This window comes from Streptococcus sp. HSISS3 (assembly GCF_000448605.1).
Taxonomy (GTDB): Bacteria; Bacillota; Bacilli; order Lactobacillales; family Streptococcaceae; genus Streptococcus; species Streptococcus raffinosi.
In genome coordinates this window covers 2377944-2399757 of sequence record NZ_CM002130.1, presented here as the reverse complement: position 1 = coordinate 2399757, position 21814 = coordinate 2377944, and the positions used below count along the sequence as shown (strand labels likewise).

Here is a 21814-nt window from a genome sequence, read left to right as displayed (position 1 = left end):
CCTAAATAGTTATCCCCCGCTACAAGGCAGGTTACCTACGCGTTACTCACCCGTTCGCAACTCTTCCAAGAAGAGCAAGCTCCTCTCTTCAGCGTTCTACTTGCATGTATTAGGCACGCCGCCAGCGTTCGTCCTGAGCCAGGATCAAACTCTCATTAAATTCTTTAATAATCGTTCGAGCGTTAACTCATTTCCGTCTTCTGACGTTTTTTTCTTGTAAATTGACAGGTTATAATTTCTTCTATCATAACCCTGCACTTGGTTTCTTATTCAGTTCTCAAAGGTCTTTGTCTCTCTTAAGACAACTCCTATATTCTAGCAAATCTAGAATATCTTGTCAACACTTTTTGAAAAGTTTTTTCCAAACTTCCTCGTGTCTCAGCTTCATCCTCCGATGTAGCCTATTCATATTATCATCTCTTGCTTACCTTGTCAATAACTTTTTTAAAGTTTTAATTTTCTTTTTTTGTAACTTTTTTATTCAATAAAAAAGAAGAGTAAACACTCTACTCTTCTTCATCTTTATTATTCTTTGTTTCAAGTCTCTCTTTGACTTCATCAAAAGATAAAGCATGATTATCTTCGTCAGAATCCTCAAGAGAATCTGCTGGCATTTTACCAGTTTTATAGATTGATTTAATCTGTGCAGCGTCGAGTGTTTCATACTTAAGCAAAGCCTCTGCAATGAGAGCATGTGTTTCTCGGTTTGCATTGATAATTTCAGCTGCTTTATCGTGTGCTTCAACCAGAAGTGATCGAATTTCTTCATCAATGAGTTGGGCAGTATGAGCTGAATAAGACTTATCCGGTGTAAATTGACCTGGATTCATAGCATGGTTACCTTCATATTGGACTGGTCCAAGTTTTTCGCTCATACCATATTCAGTAACCATTGCACGTGCTAATTGTGTTGCTTGCTCAAAGTCATTTGAAGCACCTGATGTTTGAACATTAAAGATAATTTCTTCTGCCACACGTCCACCCATAAGGCCTGCCAATTGTTCTTTAAGCTCGTCCTTAGATGACAACATTTGATCCTCTTTTGGTAAAGAAATCATATATCCACCTGCACGACCTCGAGGAACAATAGTAACCTTATGAACATCACGAGCACTAGAAAGGGTTAGACCAACAATCGTATGTCCTGCTTCATGGTAAGCCACAACTTTACGTTCGTGTTCAGATACTTGACGATCTTTCTTAGAAGGACCAGCAATAACACGGTCTTCCGCTTCATCAATATCGCTAGCATCAATCCTTGTCTTACTACGTCTCGCTGCAACCAAAGCTGCCTCATTCAAAACATTTTCTAGGTCGGCTCCAACAAAACCTGGAGTTTGCTGAGCAACAACCTTAAGGTTAACGTCTTCAGCCAATGGTTTATTCTTAGCATGGACTTTCAAGATGGCTTCACGACCTTTTACATCTGGGCGACCAACAAGAACTTTACGGTCAAATCGTCCTGGACGCAATAGAGCTGGATCAAGAACATCGCTACGGTTGGTTGCAGCAATGACAATAATATTCTCATTGCCATCAAACCCATCCATTTCAATCAACAACTGGTTGAGGGTCTGTTCACGTTCGTCATTTCCACCACCCATTCCGGTACCACGACGACGACCAACAGCATCAATTTCATCAATAAAGATGATAGCTCTCTCAGCCTTTTTAGCATCTTCAAACAAGCTACGAACACGACTTGCTCCGACACCAACAAACATTTCTACAAAATCAGAACCTGAAATACTGAAGAAGGGAACATCTGCCTCACCAGCCACAGCCTTAGCAAGAAGAGTTTTACCTGTTCCTGGAGGGCCCTCAAGAAGAACCCCCTTAGGAATACGTGCTCCCAAAGCCTTGTATTTACGTGGGTTTTTGAGGAAATCGACTACTTCTACGAGTTCTTCTTTTTCTTCTTCTGCACCCGCTACATCTGTAAAGCGAACCTTAATATTCTCTTTTGATTGTGTTTTAGCACGATTGCGACCAAAATTCATGGCGCCTCGGTTGCCACCTTGATTCATCATAAAAATGAAGAAAATAGCAATACCAATCAAAGGGATATAACTAAAGAGATACGATATCCAAGTGCCACTTGAACTTTCACGAATCATTTTAACATTAACATCAGCTGATTCTGAAGCCGATTGCAATGTTTTCATTGTTGTTTCGTTCTGAAGAACTGTTGAGGTAAAGCTACGTGTCTCTGACGAAGCGCTACCTAAAAATGGTAAACTAAGGTCTGTATCAACCTTCTCGGCCTTTTTGTAGTTTCCTTTAACCTCAATGATACTACCGTTTGGTTGATAGGTGATTGATTTCACCTTACCATCTTTAATTTTATTAACCAACTGCGTGTAAGACAGTGATTGACTTGGACTTTGGCTTCCCCCAGCAAAATACTGGACTCCTGTTACGATTGCAATAATCACTAAGATATAGAGGAAAGCATTCCGCAAGAAGCCATTATTATTTTTATTATTCATAAGCTAATTAGACCTTTACTTATTTTGTATAAATCTCTTCTTTTAGAACACCAACGTAAGGAAGGTTACGGTACTTTTCGTCATAGTCTAGTCCGAAACCAACAATAAATTCGTTAGGAACATCGTAACATACATAATCAGCTTCAATGTCAACGACGCGACCTTCTGGTTTATCAAAAAGAGTTGCTATTTTTACTGAGTTTGCTTTACGGTATTTGAACATATCTCGAAGGTAAAGGAGGGTACGTCCAGTGTCAATGATATCTTCAATAAAGATGATATCTCGTCCTTCAACATTGGTATCAACATCCTTAAGTATCTTTACCTCACCACTGCTGACAATTCCACCACCATAACTTGAAACGACCATAAAGTCCATTTCAAGATGTGTATCGATATGTTTGATAAGTTCAGCCATAAATGGAACAGCACCTTTTAAAACACCGACTAAAAGGGGATTTTTTCCTTCATAATCTTTTGTTAATTGCTGACCTAATTCTTTAGTTTTAGCTACGATATCCTCTTGGGAAAAGAGGACTTTTTTAATGTCTTTTTCTAACATTGGGTTCCCTTTCTCGAAGTCAATATTGTATTATTATACCACTTTTACTTCAATCATCGTTATTTAAACATGGTATTTGATTAGAAATTCTTATAAATGACTACAGTGCCATAAAGTATAGCATTTTCGGGATTTTTTTTCAAATAGAGACGCCCGGAGACATAAAGAAAGATAATCTGACCATCTTGTTCTCCTATAATAGCTTTTTGTCTTTCCTTGTCTGGAATTTTATTGTCTATGAAAAGTCGTCTTAATTTTTTATGGTGACTACCAAAGTCAATCTTATCACCTTTTTGTCTATGACGAATCGTAATTGGAGAATCTGACCAAATATTAACACAATCTACGTTAGAATTGTCATTAAATTCCGAAAAAGTCAATGTGTACTCCTCAAACGTGATAGATTCTCCAAGTTTTAAGTGACGAGGGGAAGATAAAGATAGAGACTCTTCTTGCCTTATTAAGAAATCAGTTTGTGTTTTGACTAATTCATAACCATTTTTTAGGGGCACCTTTCCAGAAGCTTTTTTTCTTAAGTAACTTAACAATTGATTAAATTGGCCTTTAGAAAGCTGTAATTCAGGAAAGGAGTCTAAATAATTCTGAAGAAGAAGGAGTTGGACAGCATCTGACTGTTGTTGAAAAACAGATAAATCAGTGATAGTAATATTCTTTGTTAACTCCTCTAGAGCTCGCTCCATAAGACCAATCTCCTCGGATAAAAGACAAAGATGCTCCTTGAATTTAAGATTTTCCTGAGATAAGGTAGGTAGATAGAATAGTCTAATACGATTCCGGAGATAGGCTAATGAAGTATTACTCTTATCTTCAAAATGGAAAGTCTCTGGAAGTTGAGCTTTGGTGAGGTGCAAAAAGGGACGAATAATCTGACCAGTGCCAAAAGGTCTTACAGCTGAAATTCCTGTCAAATGTCTTAATCGACTTCCTCTCAAAAGTCTCATAAAAATCGTCTCAGCCTGATCATCAGCATGATGCGCAGTCACAAGGGCAGTGTAACCATAATCCTTCATAACTCTCCGAAAAAACTCATATCGAAAGGTGCGGGCGGCATTTTCTGAAAACTTTCCTGAGAAGGCACTATAGTGGAAAGAGATCTGATGTTCCTTTGCCCAATGACGTAAATACGTTTCTTCATGCTCCGATTCTTGTCGTTGTTTATGATTAATATGAGCAATCCCAAGCTGAATGTCCAAGTCTTTTTGATGGTTATACAAAAAGTGCAGCAAACTCATCGAGTCTGCCCCACCTGATACTGCTACTAAAATTTTCTTGTGCTGGTTAAAATAACCTTTGTCTTGCATCATTTGCAACAATTTTTCTGTCATTATCTTAAAATTCCATAAACATCATCTGCAATTGAGGTAATTTTGTCATAGCCCTCTTTATCCGTAAAAATCGATAGAATAAAGGGTGAATCTGTATAAACAATTGCCACATCATGTTTAAAGTCGTAGGCATCTCCTATTTTATGTGCAACAGGAACATCAATGTTTTTTGAAATACGTTCGCCATCATAGTCTGTACTTGAAAGATAATTGATAATATCCCCATTTTGCCTATAAACAGACTCCATCAGGGTACCTGCTGCTTTAGCAGTCAACTCCTTTTTATCCATATTCCACGAGGTCGCTGAGGCTCTATCTACAGATTTTTGGAAGGAGTAATCATACTGATTAGCCACATAATACCCTAGTATATTTGTCGCTACATTATCTGAGTTTTGGGCTACTGCCTTTAACAGGTTTTCCAAGCTATAATTTTTATCATCAGGCATTTTACTGATTTTTCCAGAACCATCTGGATCATAGGCACCTGGGAATCCATTCACAGCAGAGGTATATTGGTACTCATCTGATAAAGATAATTTCTTATGCGACAGACGTTCCTGTGCATAATAGAGGACACCTAGCTTGGCTACGCTAGCAGCATACATGCTTTTTTCGTCATTGATAGCTGCTATTTTTCCAGTATCAAGTTGCTTAACATAAACTGAGATGCGCTCTTGATTGTTATACTTCTCGTTAAGTACTTTTTGAACAGCCTCAATGCGATTATCAGTAGTTGACAAGTCAGAGGCATTGATCCAACCTTCTCCATCTGCAAAATAATAAGTTCCAGCATGCGTCTGGGCAGCTCGGCTAACCTTTATCGGTTTGAAACTAGCGAGTTTAGAGTCTGCTTTTTCAGTCCCTAAAACGTAAGGTTCTTTGTAAACTGATAAAGCATCTTTAGTCCAGAAGGTCATGTCTACTGGTTTTTGATTATAGACACTATCATCAATAATTGATTGCTGACTAGCGGCTACATAATCACCATCCTGAAGTTGGAAAACAGGTTCACCCTTAGCATTCCAAAAAATAGCAGAAATTGATAGTTTGGTATCTGCTTGAATATTGGCCTTAAAATCTGTTAATTCCTTGTTTTTATAAGTTAGGATACTTGTTACCGTTCTTGGATTTTTAGGAATCTGTTTAAACTGACTCAAACTAACTGTAGTGTTTTGAGTCAACTTTTGGACCTGTTTTGAGGTCAGAGTTAGCTCTTTCTCCATAGGAAGTAGGATTAAAGGGCTGGAAGATACAAGCACAACGGTTGCAGCTATAAGGAGCTTTTTCATGCCTGCTTCTTCACCTCTACTTTCCTTGGTATATCTGTTTTGAGTTCTTGATTTTTTTCTGATAGTTCCTCTAACTTAGCTTCTGAGTAGGTTAAAAAAGTTTCTACAGTCTTAAGTAAATCTTTCATTAGGGTAATAAGCTTGGGACAGGATAGATAGACTCTCCTTCACGTGAATAATAGTATTTAGCACGCGCATATTTCTCAGCGAAAGCATCATCCTTAAGTTTTTTAGCCAAATCCTTTCGTTCTTTTGTCTGAGTGGACAATTTCTCATAGTCTTTCTGAAGTGACAAAACTTCTTTTTCTTGTTTTTTAATATTCATATAGGTCTCAACCAGATTATAGGTTGGCAAGATAAAGAGTAAAACAACAACAAAGAGAATCCATCCCATAAAGCGATTTCTCTGCTCGTGTTCAGCACGCTCTAGACGTTGCTCTTGATTGGCATTATCTATGTAATCGTTCGTAAGTTGTACAATATTAGGCTTCTTACTCATCTGCTTCAATCCTTGTTTCACTTATAATTTCATACATTTTTGCCGCATCTTCTTTTTTAGTACTATCTTTCATTTCGAGTACACAAACAGTCAGCAGTTTATTTCCAAAACGAACTTCAACCTGGTCCCCAATTTTCAAATCCGTGGATGACTTAGCGAGCACCCCATTCACTTTTATACGTCCTTTATCAGCTACTTCTTTAGCTACTGGACGACGTTTGATAATTCGTGATACTTTTAAATATTTGTCTAATCTCAATATTATTATTTCCTTTTCGTTAGGATATCTCTACTATGATAGCATTTTTTTTAGAAAATAGCAGACGAAAGCCTTTTTAAACGCAAAAATGAGAGGAACGACACCAGTCGCCCCTCTCAGGAGATTTATGAAAAAGAAAAGTTTTAGGATGTTTATAGTATATAGCGACTTACTTAAACTTTCCTTAAGCTTCTATTTTTTCTTTACGTTCTTTGATTTCCATAAATGTCTGTCCGAAAATCTTTAACTCTTCAAGGATCTCATAGTCTCTCTTATTACGAACATCAAAAGTAATCTCAACTTTCCCCTTGTTGTCACTAATTCTTGCCTTTAAATGCGTTTTAGAGATAGCTTCGAAATAGTCTTGAGTCAAGAAGAATTTAAGAGAAGATTTTTCAAAACGAACAATAATACTATCATTCTTACGATCAACTAATTCTGCAAAGGCAGCATCTAGATATGCCTTAACCAGACCAATCTCAATGAGATAGGCAACCTGGTCTGGATATTCTCCAAAGCGGTCAATAAGATCATCTTGAAGGTCTTGATAGTCTTTCTGATTCTCAATTTCTCGAATCCGCTTATAAATTTCAATTTTTTGACGCTCGTCAGAAATATAGTCGGTTGGAAGATAAGCATCAATTTGAAGATTGAACTCTGCATTTCCTTTACGGCGAACTTGAGTTTTACCTTGACGTTTATTGATAGCTTCTTCCAAGAGTTGCGAGTACATTTCAAATCCGACTGAGTCAATGAAACCACTTTGAGAAGCACCAAGAATATTTCCTGCACCACGAATCGATAAATCACGCATGGCAATTTTAAAACCTGACCCCAGTTCAGTAAAGCCCTTAATAGCATCCAAACGCTTCTCAGAGACTTCTGTTAGTACTTTGTCAGGACGATACATGAGATAAGCATAAGCAATTCGATTACTACGTCCAACACGACCTCTTAGCTGATAAAGGGTAGACAAGCCCATATGGTCTGCATTCTCAATAAAAAGAGTATTAACATTGGATATATCAATCCCTGTCTCGATAATGGTTGTAGCTACCAGAACATCGTAATCACCATTCAAGAAGTCTAGGAGGGTGTTCTCTAGCATCGCCTCACTCATCTGACCATGTACAAACCCGATACGTGCTTCAGGTACCAACTCATGTAGTTCAGAAACTTTTTGGTCAATGGTTTCAACACGGTTATAAATATAAAAAACTTGACCACCTCTGTCCATCTCTCTTAGAACAGCTTCTCTAATAAGACCAGGATTGGTTTCCATCACATACGTTTGAACTGGATAACGGTTGGTAGGCGCTGTCTCAATAATCGACAAGTCACGAATCCCCAACATAGACATATGAAGCGTACGAGGAATAGGTGTCGCAGTTAGAGTAAGGACATCAACCTTAGCTTTCAACTCCTTAAGTTTCTCTTTATGCTTCACGCCAAAACGTTGTTCTTCATCAATTACTAGCAAGCCTAAGTCAGAAAACTTAACATCTTTAGATAGCAGACGATGGGTACCGATGATAATATCAATACGACCTTTAGCTAGATTGTCAATAGTCTCAGTCTGCTCTTTTTTACTTCTAAAACGACTAAGTTCATCCACTTCAACGGCATGATTTTCAAAACGCTCTTTAAAATTCAAATAGTGCTGATGGGCGAGAACTGTTGTAGGAACTAGAATAGCAACTTGCTTACCATCGTTGACTGCCTTGAAGGCAGCACGCATAGCTACCTCTGTCTTACCAAAACCAACATCACCAACCAAGAGACGATCCATGGGTTTATCTGACTCCATGTCTGCCTTAATTTCTTTGATAGAACGCAATTGATCCACTGTCTCAGCGTAGGCAAAATCATCTTCGAAATCTCTTTGATTATCATCATCCGGTGAAAATGCAAAACCTTTAAGTTGACTACGCTCGGCATAGAGTTTTAAGAGATCATCGGCAATATCCTCTACCTGCTTGCTTACTTTTTGCTTGGTCCTTTGGAAGCGCCCATCATTGAGTTTATTAATTTTGGGCGCTTTACCATCTGCCGACACATACTTAGAGAGACTCTCAATCTGCTCAACAGGTAGAGAAATTGTAGCTGCATCCTGATATTGGATAGTCAGATAATCACGATGCACCCCTTTAATCTCAATGGTCTCAATACCTTTAAATTGTCCGATACCATGAGTCTGGTGTACAACATAATCACCTTTTTCAAGTTCATTGTAATCTTTAAGACGCTCAGCATTGGAAACATGACTGGCACGCACACGACGTTTCACTTTTTTATGGAAAATCTCACGTTCAGTAACTAGAACAAGCTTTTCATCCGCAAAGTAAAAACCATTTGATAAGTTTCCTAAAACTAACTGAGGCTTATTAGGTATTAAATCTTGAAAACTACTAAGAGGTAAATCTAGGTCGTATTCTTCCAAGGTTTCCTTCAAAGATTTGAGCTGCTTCTCAGATCCTACTTGTAAAATAACTGTCGCCTTATTCTTGGTATAGCGATGTATTTCATCAACTAGAAGTGGAAACTGGTTAAAGAACTCCTGCATAGGGTATTGCGTGAATTGATACAACTTATCAAATTTAAGATTCCCCAGTCCCTTATGAAAATTTGAAAAGAAACTAGCAGGATGATAGTTACGCAAAGTCTTAAATGAATCCACAAAGTAATTTAGATGACTTAGCGACTTACCTTGTTGAAGATCCTCAGTTAAAAGATTAGCCACCTCCAATTCAAGACGCCCGTGGCGGTCCACTATTTTATGAAAATCATCAATGAATACAGGAGTTCCCTTAGGCAGATAGTCAAATAAGGTATAAGCTTTGTCATAAAAGAGAGATAGAAACTTACGCAAATCCTTATGACGGTGACCATCAATCGTTACTGACAGAACTTCTTCAAGATAAGCCTTATGAGGGCCCTCTGCCTTTGAGACTGCGCTTTCTAGGGCCTTCTCAGCACGTTGGTAATCTTCTCTTGTTAAGATAATATCATCTGCCGGTGATACGATAACATGCTCTAAATTGTCTAAAGATTTCTGACTATCGCTATCAAACTGACGAATGCCATCAATCTCGTCTCCAAAAAATTCTAAACGGTAGGGAAGCTCTGCAGTCAGTTCATAAATATCTAAAATATCGCCCCTGCGACTAAACTCACCAGGTGAGAGAACCTGCTCTACTCTTTGATATCCAATATTACTCAGATGCTTACTAAGAGCTTCTAAATCATGTTCCTCCCCTAGTGCTAAGTCAATACGAGAGTCTTTATAAACCTTAGGATTAGGCAAATGTAACTTAGTACCAACCAAACTCGTAACCAAGATTCCACTTGCCTCTTTATCCATTAAAAAATTAAGACTTTCGAGACGAGAATGGGTCTTTTCTGGTGAAGCAAAGATAAATTCAGCAGCTGATACGTCATCTGCAAAAAAGGAGTAAACCTTGTCTTCTCCTAAGATAGCTGACAAGTCTCCTGTCAATTGCTCAGCTTCATTTTGTGTTGAGGTGACTATTAAAATCTTTGGAACCTGTTCAGAAAGAGCGGATGCCATGACAACTGCCTTGCTCGAACCAGAAAATCCCATTAACAGTTGTCGACTTAATAATGACACCTTATCTCGCCATTCAACCAATTGAGGATTTTCCTCAAAAAGATCTAAGATTGTATTAGCCATTATAACGCCTCATGGTGTCTTCAAAATCATTTGTTTTCAGGTAATGATTCAGTGCGACCTCTACCTTATCTAAAGTCAGCTGTATTGTGGCATAATCATCCTCATTAAATCTTCCAAGAACATGATTAACGACTGTCATACCTTTTTGTGGACGACCAATGCCAATTTTTATACGATCAAATTCTTGAGTTCCGGTTTCAGCAATGATAGATTTAATACCATTATGACCACCTGCTGAACCTTTTTGACGAAAACGGATTTTTCCAACTTCCATATCTAAATCATCATAAATGACGATAAAATTTTCGATTGGAATATTGTAATAAGCCAACAATGCTCTAACGGCTAGACCTGATAGATTCATAAAGGTTGTTGGTTTAACAAAATAAACTTTCTCACCGTTTAAGAAAGTTGAAGCCACTTCAGCCTTAAAGGTCTTTTCCTCAGAAAATGTTAACCCTAACCCCTTAGCAATAAGGTCTATGGCCATAAAACCAACATTGTGACGTGTCTCATGGTATTTTGAACCTGGATTGCCCAAACCAACTACTAATTTTGTCATTATTTCTCCTCTTTGATAGACAGCAAAAGGACTGAAAAATACTTTTCAGCCTGGTGCATTATTTTTTTATTTTCTATACGTTAAAGCGGAACTCCATGATGTCACCATCTTGAACAACATAATCTTTTCCTTCTTCACGAAGGCGTCCAGCTTCCCTAACAGCTTTCTCAGATCCATAGCTAATCAAATCGTCATAAGACATCGTTACAGCCCTGATAAAGCCTTTCTCGAAGTCAGAGTGGATAATTCCGGCAGCTTGTGGGGCTTTGATACCACGCTTAAAGGTCCAAGCTCTTACTTCTTTTTCACCAGCAGTGAAATAAGTTTCAAGACCAAGCAAGTGATAAGCTGCGCGTGTCAGTTTATCAACACCAGACTCTGTCAAGCCGAGGTCTTCCAAGAACATCTCTTTATCCTCATCATCCAACTCAGAAATTTCTTCTTCAACACGAGCTGAGATAACGACTACTTCTGCATTCTCAGTTGCTGCAAACTCACGAATTTGTTTAACATACTCAATATCATCTGGATTTGAGACTTGATCCTCATCAACATTTGCCACATAGAGCACCGGTTTTGTTGTCAAGAGGAAAAGTCCCTTTACAATTTTTTGCTCTTCCTCAGTAAAATCAATCGTACGAGCTGACTTGCCATCTTCCAGCACGGGCTTAAGTTTCTGAAGAACATTAAACTCTGCCACAGAATCTTTATCTTTTTGAGTACGGGCAACTTTTTCAACACGGGCATAGCGTTTGTTAACTGACTCAAGGTCAGCCAAAATCAATTCTAGGTTGATGGTATCAATATCAGCCATCGGATCAACGAAAGCATCCTCACGCCCTTGTTCACGCATAACATTTTCATCATCGAAGGCACGAACAACATGGACAATCGCATCCACTTCACGAATATTGGCCAAGAACTTATTTCCAAGACCTTCACCCTTTGATGCTCCTTTTACGATACCTGCAATATCTGTGAACTCAAATGTGGTTGGAACTGTCTTTTTAGGGGTAATAAGTTCAGTCAATTTTGTCAAACGCTCATCTGGTACTTCAACCATACCAACGTTTGGATCAATTGTTGCGAAAGGATAGTTAGCAGCTTCCGCACCTGCTTTTGTAATTGCATTGAAAAGAGTTGATTTACCAACGTTAGGCAAACCAACGATACCTGCTGTTAAAGCCATTAATATTTTTCTCCATAAAAAAAGTAATTCAGTTAATTATAACACAAAAAATGTTAAAAATTGGCACCTTCCTTTTGATAATTAGAAAATGGAAGAAATAACAAAATGAGAGCTTTTGGGGTAACTTTGACACCCTGCCAATATAGGCAATCTTCAGGATGCAGACCTCATCCTTAAACCTAGTTATAAAACCTTTTTAGTTTCTTTTCAAAATCATGACGACTCATCATGACCACATGATCACAATTGGTACAGCGAATCTTAATATCAGCTCCAAGACGGGTCACTTCCCATTCATTGGCTTTTTTTCCTGTTGCTTTGATAGTGCAAGCATGCGGTTTTTTCATTTCAACGAAACTTCCAAGTTGGTACATAAAATCCCTTTCTAGTAAAAAAGTTATCCACAGTGGATAACTTTTTCGATTTTAGTTTGTTCTTACAGGTGTAATCAATTGAATAAAGTTTTCACTATCATCTGCTGGCGTCAAAGTAAATGGACGTACTGGTGAGATGAAACGCACACGTACAGTCTCACTCTTAAGTGCTTTTAAGGCGTCAATCAAGTAGGTTGGATTAAAACTAATAATCAAATCACTACCCGAAACATCCTGCACATCAATGTCTTCATTGACTTTTCCGACTTCTGGAGAGTTAACATGAGCGCTAACATTACCATTGACGATTTCGAGCTTGACTGTTCCACTTTGACTTGCATTTGAAATCAGATAAGAACGCTCCATAGCAGAACGGAGACTTGCAGTTTCAAAAACAACCTCAGTTTCAAATGAATCTGACAAGAGACGATTTGTATCTGGATAATTTCCTTCCAGTAAACGTGTATAGAAAGAGATGGTTTCACTACGGAAAAGAATTTGATTAGCTGAGAAGAAAACTTCCAAGTTATCAATATCATCACTAAAGACTGCTGATAATTCTTTTAGAGAGCGACTTGGGATTACAACATCAAAATTATCTGCAGAATGCTCTAAAACAAGTTGGCGTTGGCTCATACGATGAGAATCTGTTGCTACAGCTTTTAAATCATTGTGATTGGAGAGGACAAAGTGAACTCCGGTTAAAATTGGACGACTTTCTTGTGTACTTGCTGCAAATGAAGTTTCAGAAATGATGGATTTTAATACCTTAGTATTCATTATTAATGGGGTTAAGCTATCAACTTCTTGAATACGTGGATATTGTTCGACATCTTTCCCCTTTAGAGTAATTTCAGATTTCCCACTTTTTAGTAATACTTGGTATTGTTCGATTTCTTCAAAAGTAAGGGTAACATCAGGTAGGCTTGAAACAACATTAATAAAAAAGTTTGCTTCCAAAAGGATAGTACCTGATTGGGTAATCAATAAACCTGCATTTTCTTCTGAAACGGAAATGCTGTTTTCAATTGAAATTTGACCATTTGAACCAGTCAAATAGATTCCCTCACTAGTTACCTCGATTTTTATGGTTGATAGAATTGGGATAGCATTTTTAGAGGAAATAGCTCGTCGAGTTGTATGAAGTGCTTGTAGGAAATAAGCTTTATTAATCGCAAATTGAATCATGATACTCCTTTATTTTATTAGTATTATTTTAGTAGTAGTAGTAGGTCTTGTGGACACTGTGCATAAGTTCAAAATTCATAGATTTAGCAAGGCATAGGACTTGTGCACAGCTTGTGGAAAACTCTGAATTTTTTTGTTGACTTATCCACAAGGGTCATTTTATCTTATTTTTGATGGTATCAATTTCGATACGTAAACTGTCATCTTGAGAAATCATATTTTTGATTTTGTTATAGGCATGTAAGACTGTTGAGTGGTCTCTTCCCCCAAATTCTTTCCCAATTTTAGGAAGAGAGTTGTCAGTCATTTCACGCGCAAGATACATGGCAACCTGGCGTGCCAAGACAATATTTTGTGTTCTTTTGGTCGCCTTAATCTCCTTGACGGTAACATTATAAAACTTACCTACCTCAGTTTGGATATCTTCAATAGGAATGAGAGTTAGCTTAGGTCCATCCATTTTACGTGCACGGATGGCTTCTGCAGCTACTTCTACTGTGATAGTATCTAGTTGACGGACGTTAGCAACTAAACTAATATCTTTTAGGGCTCCTTCTAAGTCACGGACATTTGAGTCAAACTGGCCAGCTAAATATTCAATAGTTTCAGATGGAAAATGATAATCGTAGTCCATAATCTTATTGGTCAAAATAGCAACTCTAGTTTCAAAGTCAGGGGGTGTAATATTGACGGTTAATCCCCATTTGAAGCGCGTGACGAGACGTTCTTCCATCTCATTTAATTGATCTGGGTTACGGTCGCTAGTCAAGACGATTTGCTTGTTATTGTTGTGCAAGACGTTGAAGGTATTGAAAAATTCCTCTTGGGTAGCTTGTGTTGATTTTTTTGCCAGTGATTGGATGTCATCAATCAAGAGGACATCTAGGTGGCGATATTTTAGTTTTAGTTCATCCATTTTGTCTAAACGGATGTGTACGACAAATTCATTAATGAAATTTTCAGCAGTAATATATTTAATGCGAGCTTGAGGATTATCATGTAAGACTTTGTTACCAATGGCATTGAGCAAGTGCGTCTTTCCAAGACCGGGGCCCCCGTATATGAATAGAGGGTTATAAGTTGCCCCAGGGGAATCAGCAACAGCTAAGGATGCAGCTACTGACCAACGATTTTCATCTCCTTGAATAAAATTGTCAAAGGTATACTTACTATTTAAGTCTGAGTTCAATGTAGGAAGAGCAGGAGATTGCAAATCCTTATTACTGCTGAAGTCATTAGTGGTTACGTTTTGATGCACTTGATTTAAGAGTGCTTCATCAAAGACATATTCAACCTCTATTTTACTATTATAGACTTCAAATCCTGCCAATAAGATGACAGACTGCATGTTTTTTTCCCAGAATAGTTTTTTGACCTCTTCAAGCAGAATTGTAGCAACGTTATCTTGAACTTTGATGAGCTTGGTATCTAGAACATAATAATCAAAAGTGGCTTGTGTAAGCTCCTCTTTGGCCAGCTCTAAGAGCTTATTCCAAAAAAATTGCTCTTTTTCTGTCATTCCATCAATTCTCCTTTTATATTCTTATCCTCTGATTCTATCATAAAATAAAAAAGTTTTCCACAGGTCTAAAAGAGAAGCAAGCTGAGGTTATCAACAACCTAAAAAAGATAATCCACATTGTGCATATGAGTTTTCCACAGTCTGTGAATAAAAAAAGAAACCCTTTATTTTAAAAGGGTTTTTACGTTTATAATCTGTGGATAAGAGTGTATTTCTTATCGTATAAATTCACAGGTTAAATAAGTTTGTTGATAAGTCTGTTAAAATCTTCTTCTGACGAAAATTGTATCTTAATTGTCCCTGAGTGATTTTTATGATAACTAAGAGTCACAGGGAGGCCAAGTGATTTCTCAAGTTCTTTTTCTTTATCTTTTATATGTATATCTTTCTTTAGTTTTTGCTTTCTAGGTAGCTCCTGAAGTCTTTTTTCTAGAGTACGAACCGACCACTTTTCAGTAAGGACTTTATGAAAAATGTTTAATTGCTTTTCAGGATTTTCAATAGCTAAGAGCGCTCTGGCATGTCCTTGACTCAATTTTCCATGCTCGATACTCAGTTGAATTTCTCTAGGTAGTTGGAGGAGTCTAAGAGCATTACTAATATATGGCCTAGATTTTCCCATAGCTTTGGCCAGCTCCTCGTGGCTATATGATAACTCACTAATTAAATTATGATAGGCTTTTGCTTCTTCAATAGGATTTAGATTTGACCGCTGTAAATTTTCAATAATGGCTTGTTTACGGCTATCTTGGTCTGTTATTTCTTTTACAACTGCAGGGATTTCTGTCATTCCTAGACGTTTACAAGCTCGTAAACGTCTTTCTCCAGCAATTAGTTCATAACCAATAATATCAGATTTTCGAACGATGATGGGTTGTATTAAGCCATTTTCAGCTATTGATTGACTAAGCTCTGTTAACTCGTCATCTGAGAACTCTAGGCGAGGTTGAAAAGGATTAGGATAGATTTCCTGTATAGGTAAAGTTTTGAGTTGTTCTGACATAGCGTTCCTTTCCCAAAAAGACCTTTACATTATTGTAAAGGTCTTTTGACAGATTTGTCAATGATTAATCAGATAAGTCTTCTGTAGATTTTGTTAATTTAAGTTCCTCAGTCTTCTTATCTTTACCACGATAGAAGGTTACCTTAATGGTATCACCAATACTATGACTATAAAGATTTGTTTGGATATCTGTTTTTGAAGTAATTTCTTTGCCGTCAATTTCAGTAATAACATCATTTTCTTGGAGTTTACCGTCAGCTGGCATACCTTTTTGAACACTGCCAACAACAACTCCAGATTTGACATCATCAGGTAAATCTAATTTAGAAGTTGCACTGCTAGAAAGGTTACTAAGATCAACCATTGATATTCCTAGAGCTGGTCGTGTTACTTTTCCATTTTTCTCCAACTGATTAATGATTTCGACAACATCATTAGATGGGATGGCAAATCCCATACCTTCTACGGCGCTTCCAGCCACTGCTGAAGTTGATGAAATTTTACTTGAGTTAATACCGATAACTTGACCTTCAATATTGACAAGTGCGCCACCTGAGTTACCAGGGTTAATGGCAGCATCTGTTTGAATAGCGTTTGTTGAGACCGTCTCACCATTATCATTTTGCATGGTTACAGTGCGGCTCAGGCTAGATACGATTCCCTCAGTTACGGAGTTGGCGTACTCAGTACCGAGTGGACTACCGATAGCAATTGCCTTTTCCCCTACTGTTAGTGAGTTTGAATCTGCAAATTCTGCAACCGTTGATATTTTATCTGAGGAAACTTTGACAACTGCTAGGTCAGAGTAAGTATCTTTCCCAACGAGGTCACCAGTAATTTTTGAACCATCTGAAAGCATGATTTCAAGCTTTTTAGCGCCATCAACAACGTGGTTGTTAGTTACGATGTAAGCCTCTTTTCCATCTTTTTTATAGATGACTCCAGACCCCTCACCGGCTACCTGCAAGCCATCAGAATCTTTTGATTTTTCTTGGCTGGAATCAGAATTATCACCCCCACCAAAAATACGTCCGTAAAGATTGTTTAGAGAATCTGATGATGATCCTTCTTGATAATTGATAACAGAAACAACGGCATTTTGCACTTTCTTAACGGCCTTAGTTGTATCTGTTGTGTTACTATAGACGGTTTTAGCTGTTTTGATACCTGTTGATGTTGTATTTGTAAAGGATATACCTGCTGCTGTTAACAGGATAAAGGCTCCAATCAAACCTCCCAGTAATCCAATAAGTAGCATTATTATAGGTGCTACTATTTTTTTCCAGTTAAATTTTTTCACGTTTAGTCCTCCTTTTTTGATAAACATATCAAAGTAAGCTTAATTATATCATAAAGTTATAGCAAAAACAGTTATCAACAACCTGTGGATAAGTTTTTATAAGTGTAGATAATAGGCTGTTTTAAAGGGATTAGTAGACAGAGTTGAAGAGGGAAAGTTGTGGATAAGGTGTTAAAAGATTGTGGATATGTGCTATAATAAATTTATGAAAGTGAAATTGATTACAGTTGGAAAATTGAAAGAAAAATATTTGAAAGATGGTATTTCGGAGTATGTTAAACGACTAGGACGCTTTACAAAATTTGAGTCTATAGAATTACCTGCTGAAAAGACACCTGATAATGCAAGCGAGTCTGAAAATAAATTAATTCTCGAAAAAGAGGGGCGACGCATCCTATCTAAAGTAGGTGACCGTGATTATGTTATTGCTTTAGCAATAGAAGGTAAGCAATTTCCTTCAGAGCAATTTGCGAAAGAAATTGAGCAGGCCACTCTTAAAGGCCATTCAGAAATTACTTTTATTATTGGTGGAAGTTTGGGACTGTCATTGGAAGTCAAAAAAGAGCTAACCAATTAATGAGTTTTGGTCTCCTAACTTTTCCTCACCAGCTTATGCGTCTTGTATTAGTTGAGCAAATCTATCGCGCATTCATGATTCAACAAGGAAGTCCCTATCATAAGTAGAAGAAGGAAACAGACATGTTCAAAATGAAAAAACGGTCTTATCGTGTTTTTGAAGGATTACGAGTAGCTACCTTAGTCAGTTACATAGGTGGTTTTATTGACGCTTACACTTACAATACTCAAGATGGGCGATTTGCTAGTATACAGACAGGGAATCTCCTTTATTTGGTTATTCATCTCGTTGATGGTCATATCGCAAGGGCTTTTAGTTACTCTATCCCTATATTTTTCTTTATTTTAGGTCAGTTTTTTGTCTTTTTTGCAAAAAAGTGGCTTATTAACCATAAATGGGGATGGCATTTACAGGCCATTAGGCTCGCATTTCTATTGATGATAGTACTCGCAATCATCACTCCATATGTAGATTCCACTATTACTATCGCGGGATTAGCTTTCTTCGCCTCTCTTCAAGTAGGTATTTTCAAGCGTGTCAGAGGGGTAAATTATGCCTCCTTTATGATGACTGGTAATATTACCAATACCTCTTTAACTGTTGCACGAGCCATTGATGAACATGATTCTAAAGTACTTAAACAAGCATCTTATACTACTATTATCATATTTACTTTTATGGTGGGAGTGGCGACATCAACATGGTTTTCTCATTATTTACATGAATACAGTCTCTATACGACGTTGTTGCCTTTGTTTATTTTAAATTATTTTCTATATATTGAGGCAAAAGAAAAACGCAACTAGAAACTCTAGATTGCGTTTTTTGTATCTGATCCCAGCAGGATTCGAACCTGCGACCGTTCGCTTAGAAGGCGAATGCTCTATCCAGCTGAGCTATGAGACCAACAACTCTATTAGTTTACAAAATATATAGCAACATGTCAATACTTTGTAAAATCTAACCTAAAATTCAAAATGAATTAGCAAAATTTAATATTTTTTTTGAAAAAAAGTATAGACAAAATCAAATACTCTGATATAATAATAAGAGTGTTAACGAGATGATTAACTCAAAATTGGTCCGTTGGTCAAGGGGTTAAGACACCGCCTTTTCACGGCGGTAACACGGGTTCGAATCCCGTACGGACTATTTTGCTACATAGCAGTTTTATCCGCCATAGCTCAGTTGGTAGTAGCGCATGACTGTTAATCATGATGTCGTAGGTTCGAGTCCTACTGGCGGAGTGATAAGACACCTCAAGTTTAATGACTTGAGTTTTTTTATTTACCTAAAAAATAAACAGGTATGGAACGACCGTTCCATACCTGTTTTAGGATAATGTATCTTGAGTTTTAGATTAATCTTGATTTTCTGATGAAGTGAGCATAGCAACAAAATGTTAGGATTGACACGCAGCTAATCAATAAACCTAATTTAAATCCATAAGGCACAAAGGTAAGGACTACCTTTCCTTTACCACTAGGTATATTAACCTTCATGAATCCCTTTTGAGATCGGTAAATCTTAACTTTTTTACTATTGACAGTAGCTGTCCATCCCTTATCGTATGGAATGGTGAAAAATAGTGAGGCTTCCTTTTTACTGTTATAATCAGCAAATACCTTATTTTTTGCTGTAGTGACTTTGACATCCCGTTGATTAATGGTATCCATAGCGGTCTGGTAGTTTTGAGTATTTAAGGCATAGAAGCTGGGATTGTCAAAAGATATTGCTTTATTACCATAAAACGTTAGTCCAACTGTAATTGTTTCTTCTTTTTCAAAGTAGCCAAGATCAAAGAAATCAAAGGTATTATCAGTTATTTGACTTTTTGTCACTCCATTTACAGTAGTTGACAGTGAGTGGGGATTGTCATCAGACCAAGAAATATTAGGAATACTAACATATAGTTGGCTATGAGGGGGAGTAATAACCTGATAAGTTACTGTCACAGAATCTTTGTTTGAGTGGCTATTTCGTTTGGCTACACGTTGATTCAAAGATTTAGCATCTTTATCCAAAAGTTGCGAGGGGGCTCGTTTGAAATAAGTTAAATTTAGACCAGATAGAGCATTTAGGAGATTAGATTGGTTGTCAAGTGTGTTGACAGTAAAGGGAGTGTCTTTGTAAACGCCATCAGTTAATATAGCAAGCTGGGCAGCATTGTTATTTTGATAAATTCTCATGGACTTCTCAGAGTTTAGCTGATAAAACCCATACTTATTAAGATTTAAGCTCCATAAATTGTATTTTATTCCGAAAAGACTATCAGCGATAATAGTATTATTTTGATAACGAAGATTTAAATTAGTACCTTCAGATTTAAATCCTAATCGATCGAGCGTTGAACTTGAGGCTGTATTTCGAATGGATGAAAATTGAGAAATACCGTTGTAGTTGAATTTCATACTGTCATTACCAGTCTGAGACTCGATTCTCTCAGTACGGTAAAAAGTTTTATTAGTTTTTCGGGTATCTGAGACTAGTTTTGTAATTGCGGACATATTTCGAAGATAACCTTCACGACTTGGAAATACCCACTCATTTCCTAAGGCACCGATAACATAGTATGTACTTAGACTAAGCTCAAAGATGCAAAACAAGAATGTGAAATACTGAAAAATAGTTCTAGGAATCTGTTGTCTATAATAGCTAATAAATAAAATGGCGTAGGCCAAGAGAAAAGCAAGGCTTAATAGCCAGGAAGATGGTTCAATGAAGCTGTAGTGAGATCGGAAAATCCAAGTTAATAGGAATCCGGTAGCTAGGACTAAGAAAGACATTAGGAGTCTTAATAAAGAAAACTTTTTGACTCGATTTAGAGTTTCTCCCGCTAAAAGAACACTGAGTAGAGAGAGTAGCCAAGAATAACGGTGGAGAAACATATTAGGCGCATGCATGCCTTGCCAAAATAAATCAAAGGGCTGTATATAGAAGCTAACAATAAATAAGGTGAAAAGTAATAAGTAGCTTAGACGTAATGACAGCTTGATTTCGTTACTAACAAAAAATAGTAAAAAAAGAATCAAAGGTAAGAGTCCTACGTAAATCATCGGAATTGATCCAAATTTAGTGGTATCGTAAGCTCCGATAAGATTTTTAGCAAAGAAATCAAAGTAGTAAGTGGAGTCTGTCAATAAATTTGACACACTTGTAAACTTCTCACCATGAGTAGTCAAATCAAGTAGTGTTGGAAGTAACATTATAGCACTACTAAGACCAGACAATATAGAAACTACACCAAAATCTAAGAAATGGATTATTTTATTTTTCCAACCCTTAATAGATACTAGCTGTATTAAGGTGTAAAGCGTTAAGAAAATGGCCATCATATATCCAAAATAGTAATTTTGAATAAAGAGACAGGTAAGACTAATAAAGTATAATCCACGTTTATTGAATCGTAGTAGAAGGTGTAAACCTAGTATGATGAGGGGGGCTAAAATGAAGGCGTCTAACCAGGTGCTAATTTCTAACTGGCTGGTAGCAAAACTCATTAAAGAAAATCCTGTAGAAAGACAAAGGATAAAACTCCTTGACACCTTTGTAAAGAGGTGCTTAAAACTGAAGGCACCAGAGAGCCCTATAAGACCAAACTTAAGTATTGTAATGAAGTAAAAGGCATCGGCCATTTGCTTGACAGTAAAGAAATAGTAAAGCGGTGATAAAAAGGAACCTAAGTAATAGCTGGTTAAGGCGTAAAAGTTGAGACCTAATCCACTTGTAAATGTGTAAAATAGGCTCCCGTCGCCATGTAATATATTTCTAAGACCAGTGGCGAATATCACATATTGATGAAAACCATCACTCGTTAAAATGGTTTGACTACTACCAGGATAGATATCTTGGCTATAAAGCACCCCTACCATGATCAGTATTGGCAATAATAAAGCGGCTAGGTAAAATAATAATGTTTTATAGTATTTTTTATTTGTCATAATGATACTAAGACAGGTTG

Annotated in this window: 17 protein-coding genes, 3 tRNA genes, 1 pseudogene and 1 other annotated feature; of the genes and pseudogenes, 4 read left to right on the top strand and 17 right to left on the bottom strand. The window is 37.2% G+C overall.

The window, feature by feature from the left end; translation table 11 throughout:
* Positions 1-160: a sequence feature (16S ribosomal RNA rRNA prediction is too short), on the bottom strand.
* Positions 161-506: 346 nt separating this feature from the next.
* The 15 genes from ftsH to HSISS3_RS11165 form a co-directional block, all read right to left on the bottom strand.
* Positions 507-2489 (bottom strand): ATP-dependent zinc metalloprotease FtsH, encoded by a 1983-nt coding sequence (gene ftsH / locus HSISS3_RS11235; protein WP_021152715.1) that lies wholly within the window; start codon positions 2487-2489, stop codon positions 507-509.
* A gap of 19 nt (positions 2490-2508) precedes the next feature.
* Positions 2509-3051 carry a hypoxanthine phosphoribosyltransferase gene (gene hpt, locus HSISS3_RS11230; protein WP_021152714.1) on the bottom strand — a complete coding sequence of 181 codons (543 nt, stop codon included), beginning with the start codon at positions 3049-3051 and terminating at the stop codon, positions 2509-2511.
* Positions 3052-3131: 80 nt separating this feature from the next.
* A complete protein-coding gene (tilS, locus tag HSISS3_RS11225; RefSeq protein ID WP_021152713.1) occupies positions 3132-4397 on the bottom strand; it encodes a tRNA lysidine(34) synthetase TilS in 1266 nt (421 codons plus the stop codon).
* Positions 4397-5689: a serine hydrolase gene (locus tag HSISS3_RS11220; protein WP_021152712.1), complete on the bottom strand. Its 1293-nt coding sequence runs from the start codon at positions 5687-5689 to the stop codon at positions 4397-4399. Before HSISS3_RS11220 ends, tilS begins: the two co-directional genes overlap by 1 nt.
* Entirely contained in the window at positions 5686-5817 is a 132-nt protein-coding gene (locus HSISS3_RS11215) for an SP_0009 family protein (RefSeq protein ID WP_021152711.1), read from the bottom strand. The genes HSISS3_RS11220 and HSISS3_RS11215 overlap by 4 nt, the downstream gene beginning before the upstream one ends.
* Positions 5817-6188 (bottom strand): FtsB family cell division protein, encoded by a 372-nt coding sequence (locus HSISS3_RS11210; protein WP_021152710.1) that lies wholly within the window; start codon positions 6186-6188, stop codon positions 5817-5819. Before HSISS3_RS11210 ends, HSISS3_RS11215 begins: the two co-directional genes overlap by 1 nt.
* On the bottom strand, positions 6181-6447 hold the full coding sequence (locus HSISS3_RS11205) for an RNA-binding S4 domain-containing protein (RefSeq protein WP_021152709.1): 267 nt from the start codon (positions 6445-6447) through the stop codon (positions 6181-6183). Before HSISS3_RS11205 ends, HSISS3_RS11210 begins: the two co-directional genes overlap by 8 nt.
* A gap of 184 nt (positions 6448-6631) precedes the next feature.
* Positions 6632-10138: a transcription-repair coupling factor gene (gene mfd, locus HSISS3_RS11200; RefSeq protein WP_021152708.1), complete on the bottom strand. Its 3507-nt coding sequence runs from the start codon at positions 10136-10138 to the stop codon at positions 6632-6634.
* Positions 10131-10700, bottom strand: coding sequence for an aminoacyl-tRNA hydrolase (gene pth, locus HSISS3_RS11195; protein WP_021152707.1), 570 nt, complete (start codon positions 10698-10700; stop codon positions 10131-10133). The genes mfd and pth overlap by 8 nt, the downstream gene beginning before the upstream one ends.
* Positions 10701-10773: 73 nt before the next feature.
* Entirely contained in the window at positions 10774-11889 is a 1116-nt protein-coding gene (gene ychF / locus HSISS3_RS11190; RefSeq protein ID WP_021152706.1) for a redox-regulated ATPase YchF, read from the bottom strand.
* A 179-nt stretch (positions 11890-12068) separates the two neighbouring features.
* The gene (locus HSISS3_RS11185; protein WP_042772023.1) at positions 12069-12263 is read right to left on the bottom strand and encodes a DUF951 domain-containing protein; all 195 of its coding nucleotides are present in this window, start codon (positions 12261-12263) and stop codon (positions 12069-12071) included.
* Between the two features lie 51 nt (positions 12264-12314).
* Positions 12315-13451, bottom strand: coding sequence for a DNA polymerase III subunit beta (dnaN, locus tag HSISS3_RS11180; protein ID WP_002887362.1), 1137 nt, complete (start codon positions 13449-13451; stop codon positions 12315-12317).
* A 154-nt stretch (positions 13452-13605) separates the two neighbouring features.
* Positions 13606-14970 carry a chromosomal replication initiator protein DnaA gene (dnaA, locus tag HSISS3_RS11175; RefSeq protein WP_002887363.1) on the bottom strand — a complete coding sequence of 455 codons (1365 nt, stop codon included), beginning with the start codon at positions 14968-14970 and terminating at the stop codon, positions 13606-13608.
* A 238-nt stretch (positions 14971-15208) separates the two neighbouring features.
* Positions 15209-15976: a ParB/RepB/Spo0J family partition protein gene (locus HSISS3_RS11170; RefSeq protein ID WP_021152704.1), complete on the bottom strand. Its 768-nt coding sequence runs from the start codon at positions 15974-15976 to the stop codon at positions 15209-15211.
* A gap of 64 nt (positions 15977-16040) precedes the next feature.
* Positions 16041-17276: a S1C family serine protease gene (locus HSISS3_RS11165; RefSeq protein WP_002887365.1), complete on the bottom strand. Its 1236-nt coding sequence runs from the start codon at positions 17274-17276 to the stop codon at positions 16041-16043.
* A 205-nt stretch (positions 17277-17481) separates the two neighbouring features.
* On the opposite strand from HSISS3_RS11165, the pseudogene rlmH reads away from it, so the two are divergent.
* Positions 17482-17960: pseudogene (gene rlmH / locus HSISS3_RS11160) on the top strand (23S rRNA (pseudouridine(1915)-N(3))-methyltransferase RlmH).
* 15 nt (positions 17961-17975) lie between these two features.
* On the top strand, positions 17976-18659 hold the full coding sequence (locus HSISS3_RS11155; RefSeq protein ID WP_002887367.1) for a YoaK family protein: 684 nt from the start codon (positions 17976-17978) through the stop codon (positions 18657-18659).
* Positions 18660-18685: 26 nt separating this feature from the next.
* Here the strand turns inward: HSISS3_RS11155 and HSISS3_RS11150 are convergent.
* A tRNA-Arg gene (locus tag HSISS3_RS11150) sits at positions 18686-18759 on the bottom strand.
* A gap of 174 nt (positions 18760-18933) precedes the next feature.
* On the opposite strand from HSISS3_RS11150, the gene HSISS3_RS11145 reads away from it, so the two are divergent.
* Together HSISS3_RS11145 and HSISS3_RS11140 are read left to right on the top strand one after the other, a co-directional pair.
* A tRNA-Glu gene (locus tag HSISS3_RS11145) sits at positions 18934-19005 on the top strand.
* Positions 19006-19026: 21 nt separating this feature from the next.
* A tRNA-Asn gene (locus tag HSISS3_RS11140) sits at positions 19027-19100 on the top strand.
* A gap of 108 nt (positions 19101-19208) precedes the next feature.
* On the opposite strand, the gene HSISS3_RS11135 is transcribed toward HSISS3_RS11140, so the two are convergent.
* A complete protein-coding gene (locus tag HSISS3_RS11135) occupies positions 19209-21794 on the bottom strand; it encodes a YfhO family protein (protein WP_021152702.1) in 2586 nt (861 codons plus the stop codon).
* Between the last annotated feature and the right edge of the window lie 20 nt (positions 21795-21814).

What these genes read in the sequence shown, in the direction of transcription:
- ftsH (WP_021152715.1), bottom strand. Translation starts at nt 2,489, where the DNA reads ATGAATAATAAAAATAATAATGGCTTCTTGCGGAATGCTTTCCTCTAT.
- hpt (WP_021152714.1), bottom strand. Translation starts at nt 3,051, where the DNA reads ATGTTAGAAAAAGACATTAAAAAAGTCCTCTTTTCCCAAGAGGATATC.
- tilS (WP_021152713.1), bottom strand. Translation starts at nt 4,397, where the DNA reads ATGACAGAAAAATTGTTGCAAATGATGCAAGACAAAGGTTATTTTAAC.
- HSISS3_RS11220 (WP_021152712.1), bottom strand. Translation starts at nt 5,689, where the DNA reads ATGAAAAAGCTCCTTATAGCTGCAACCGTTGTGCTTGTATCTTCCAGC.
- HSISS3_RS11215 (WP_021152711.1), bottom strand. Translation starts at nt 5,817, where the DNA reads ATGAAAGATTTACTTAAGACTGTAGAAACTTTTTTAACCTACTCAGAA.
- HSISS3_RS11210 (WP_021152710.1), bottom strand. Translation starts at nt 6,188, where the DNA reads ATGAGTAAGAAGCCTAATATTGTACAACTTACGAACGATTACATAGAT.
- mfd (WP_021152708.1), bottom strand. Translation starts at nt 10,138, where the DNA reads ATGGCTAATACAATCTTAGATCTTTTTGAGGAAAATCCTCAATTGGTT.
- pth (WP_021152707.1), bottom strand. Translation starts at nt 10,700, where the DNA reads ATGACAAAATTAGTAGTTGGTTTGGGCAATCCAGGTTCAAAATACCAT.
- ychF (WP_021152706.1), bottom strand. Translation starts at nt 11,889, where the DNA reads ATGGCTTTAACAGCAGGTATCGTTGGTTTGCCTAACGTTGGTAAATCA.
- HSISS3_RS11185 (WP_042772023.1), bottom strand. Translation starts at nt 12,263, where the DNA reads ATGTACCAACTTGGAAGTTTCGTTGAAATGAAAAAACCGCATGCTTGC.
- dnaN (WP_002887362.1), bottom strand. Translation starts at nt 13,451, where the DNA reads ATGATTCAATTTGCGATTAATAAAGCTTATTTCCTACAAGCACTTCAT.
- dnaA (WP_002887363.1), bottom strand. Translation starts at nt 14,970, where the DNA reads ATGACAGAAAAAGAGCAATTTTTTTGGAATAAGCTCTTAGAGCTGGCC.
- HSISS3_RS11170 (WP_021152704.1), bottom strand. Translation starts at nt 15,976, where the DNA reads ATGTCAGAACAACTCAAAACTTTACCTATACAGGAAATCTATCCTAAT.
- HSISS3_RS11155 (WP_002887367.1), top strand. Translation starts at nt 17,976, where the DNA reads ATGTTCAAAATGAAAAAACGGTCTTATCGTGTTTTTGAAGGATTACGA.
- HSISS3_RS11135 (WP_021152702.1), bottom strand. Translation starts at nt 21,794, where the DNA reads ATGACAAATAAAAAATACTATAAAACATTATTATTTTACCTAGCCGCT.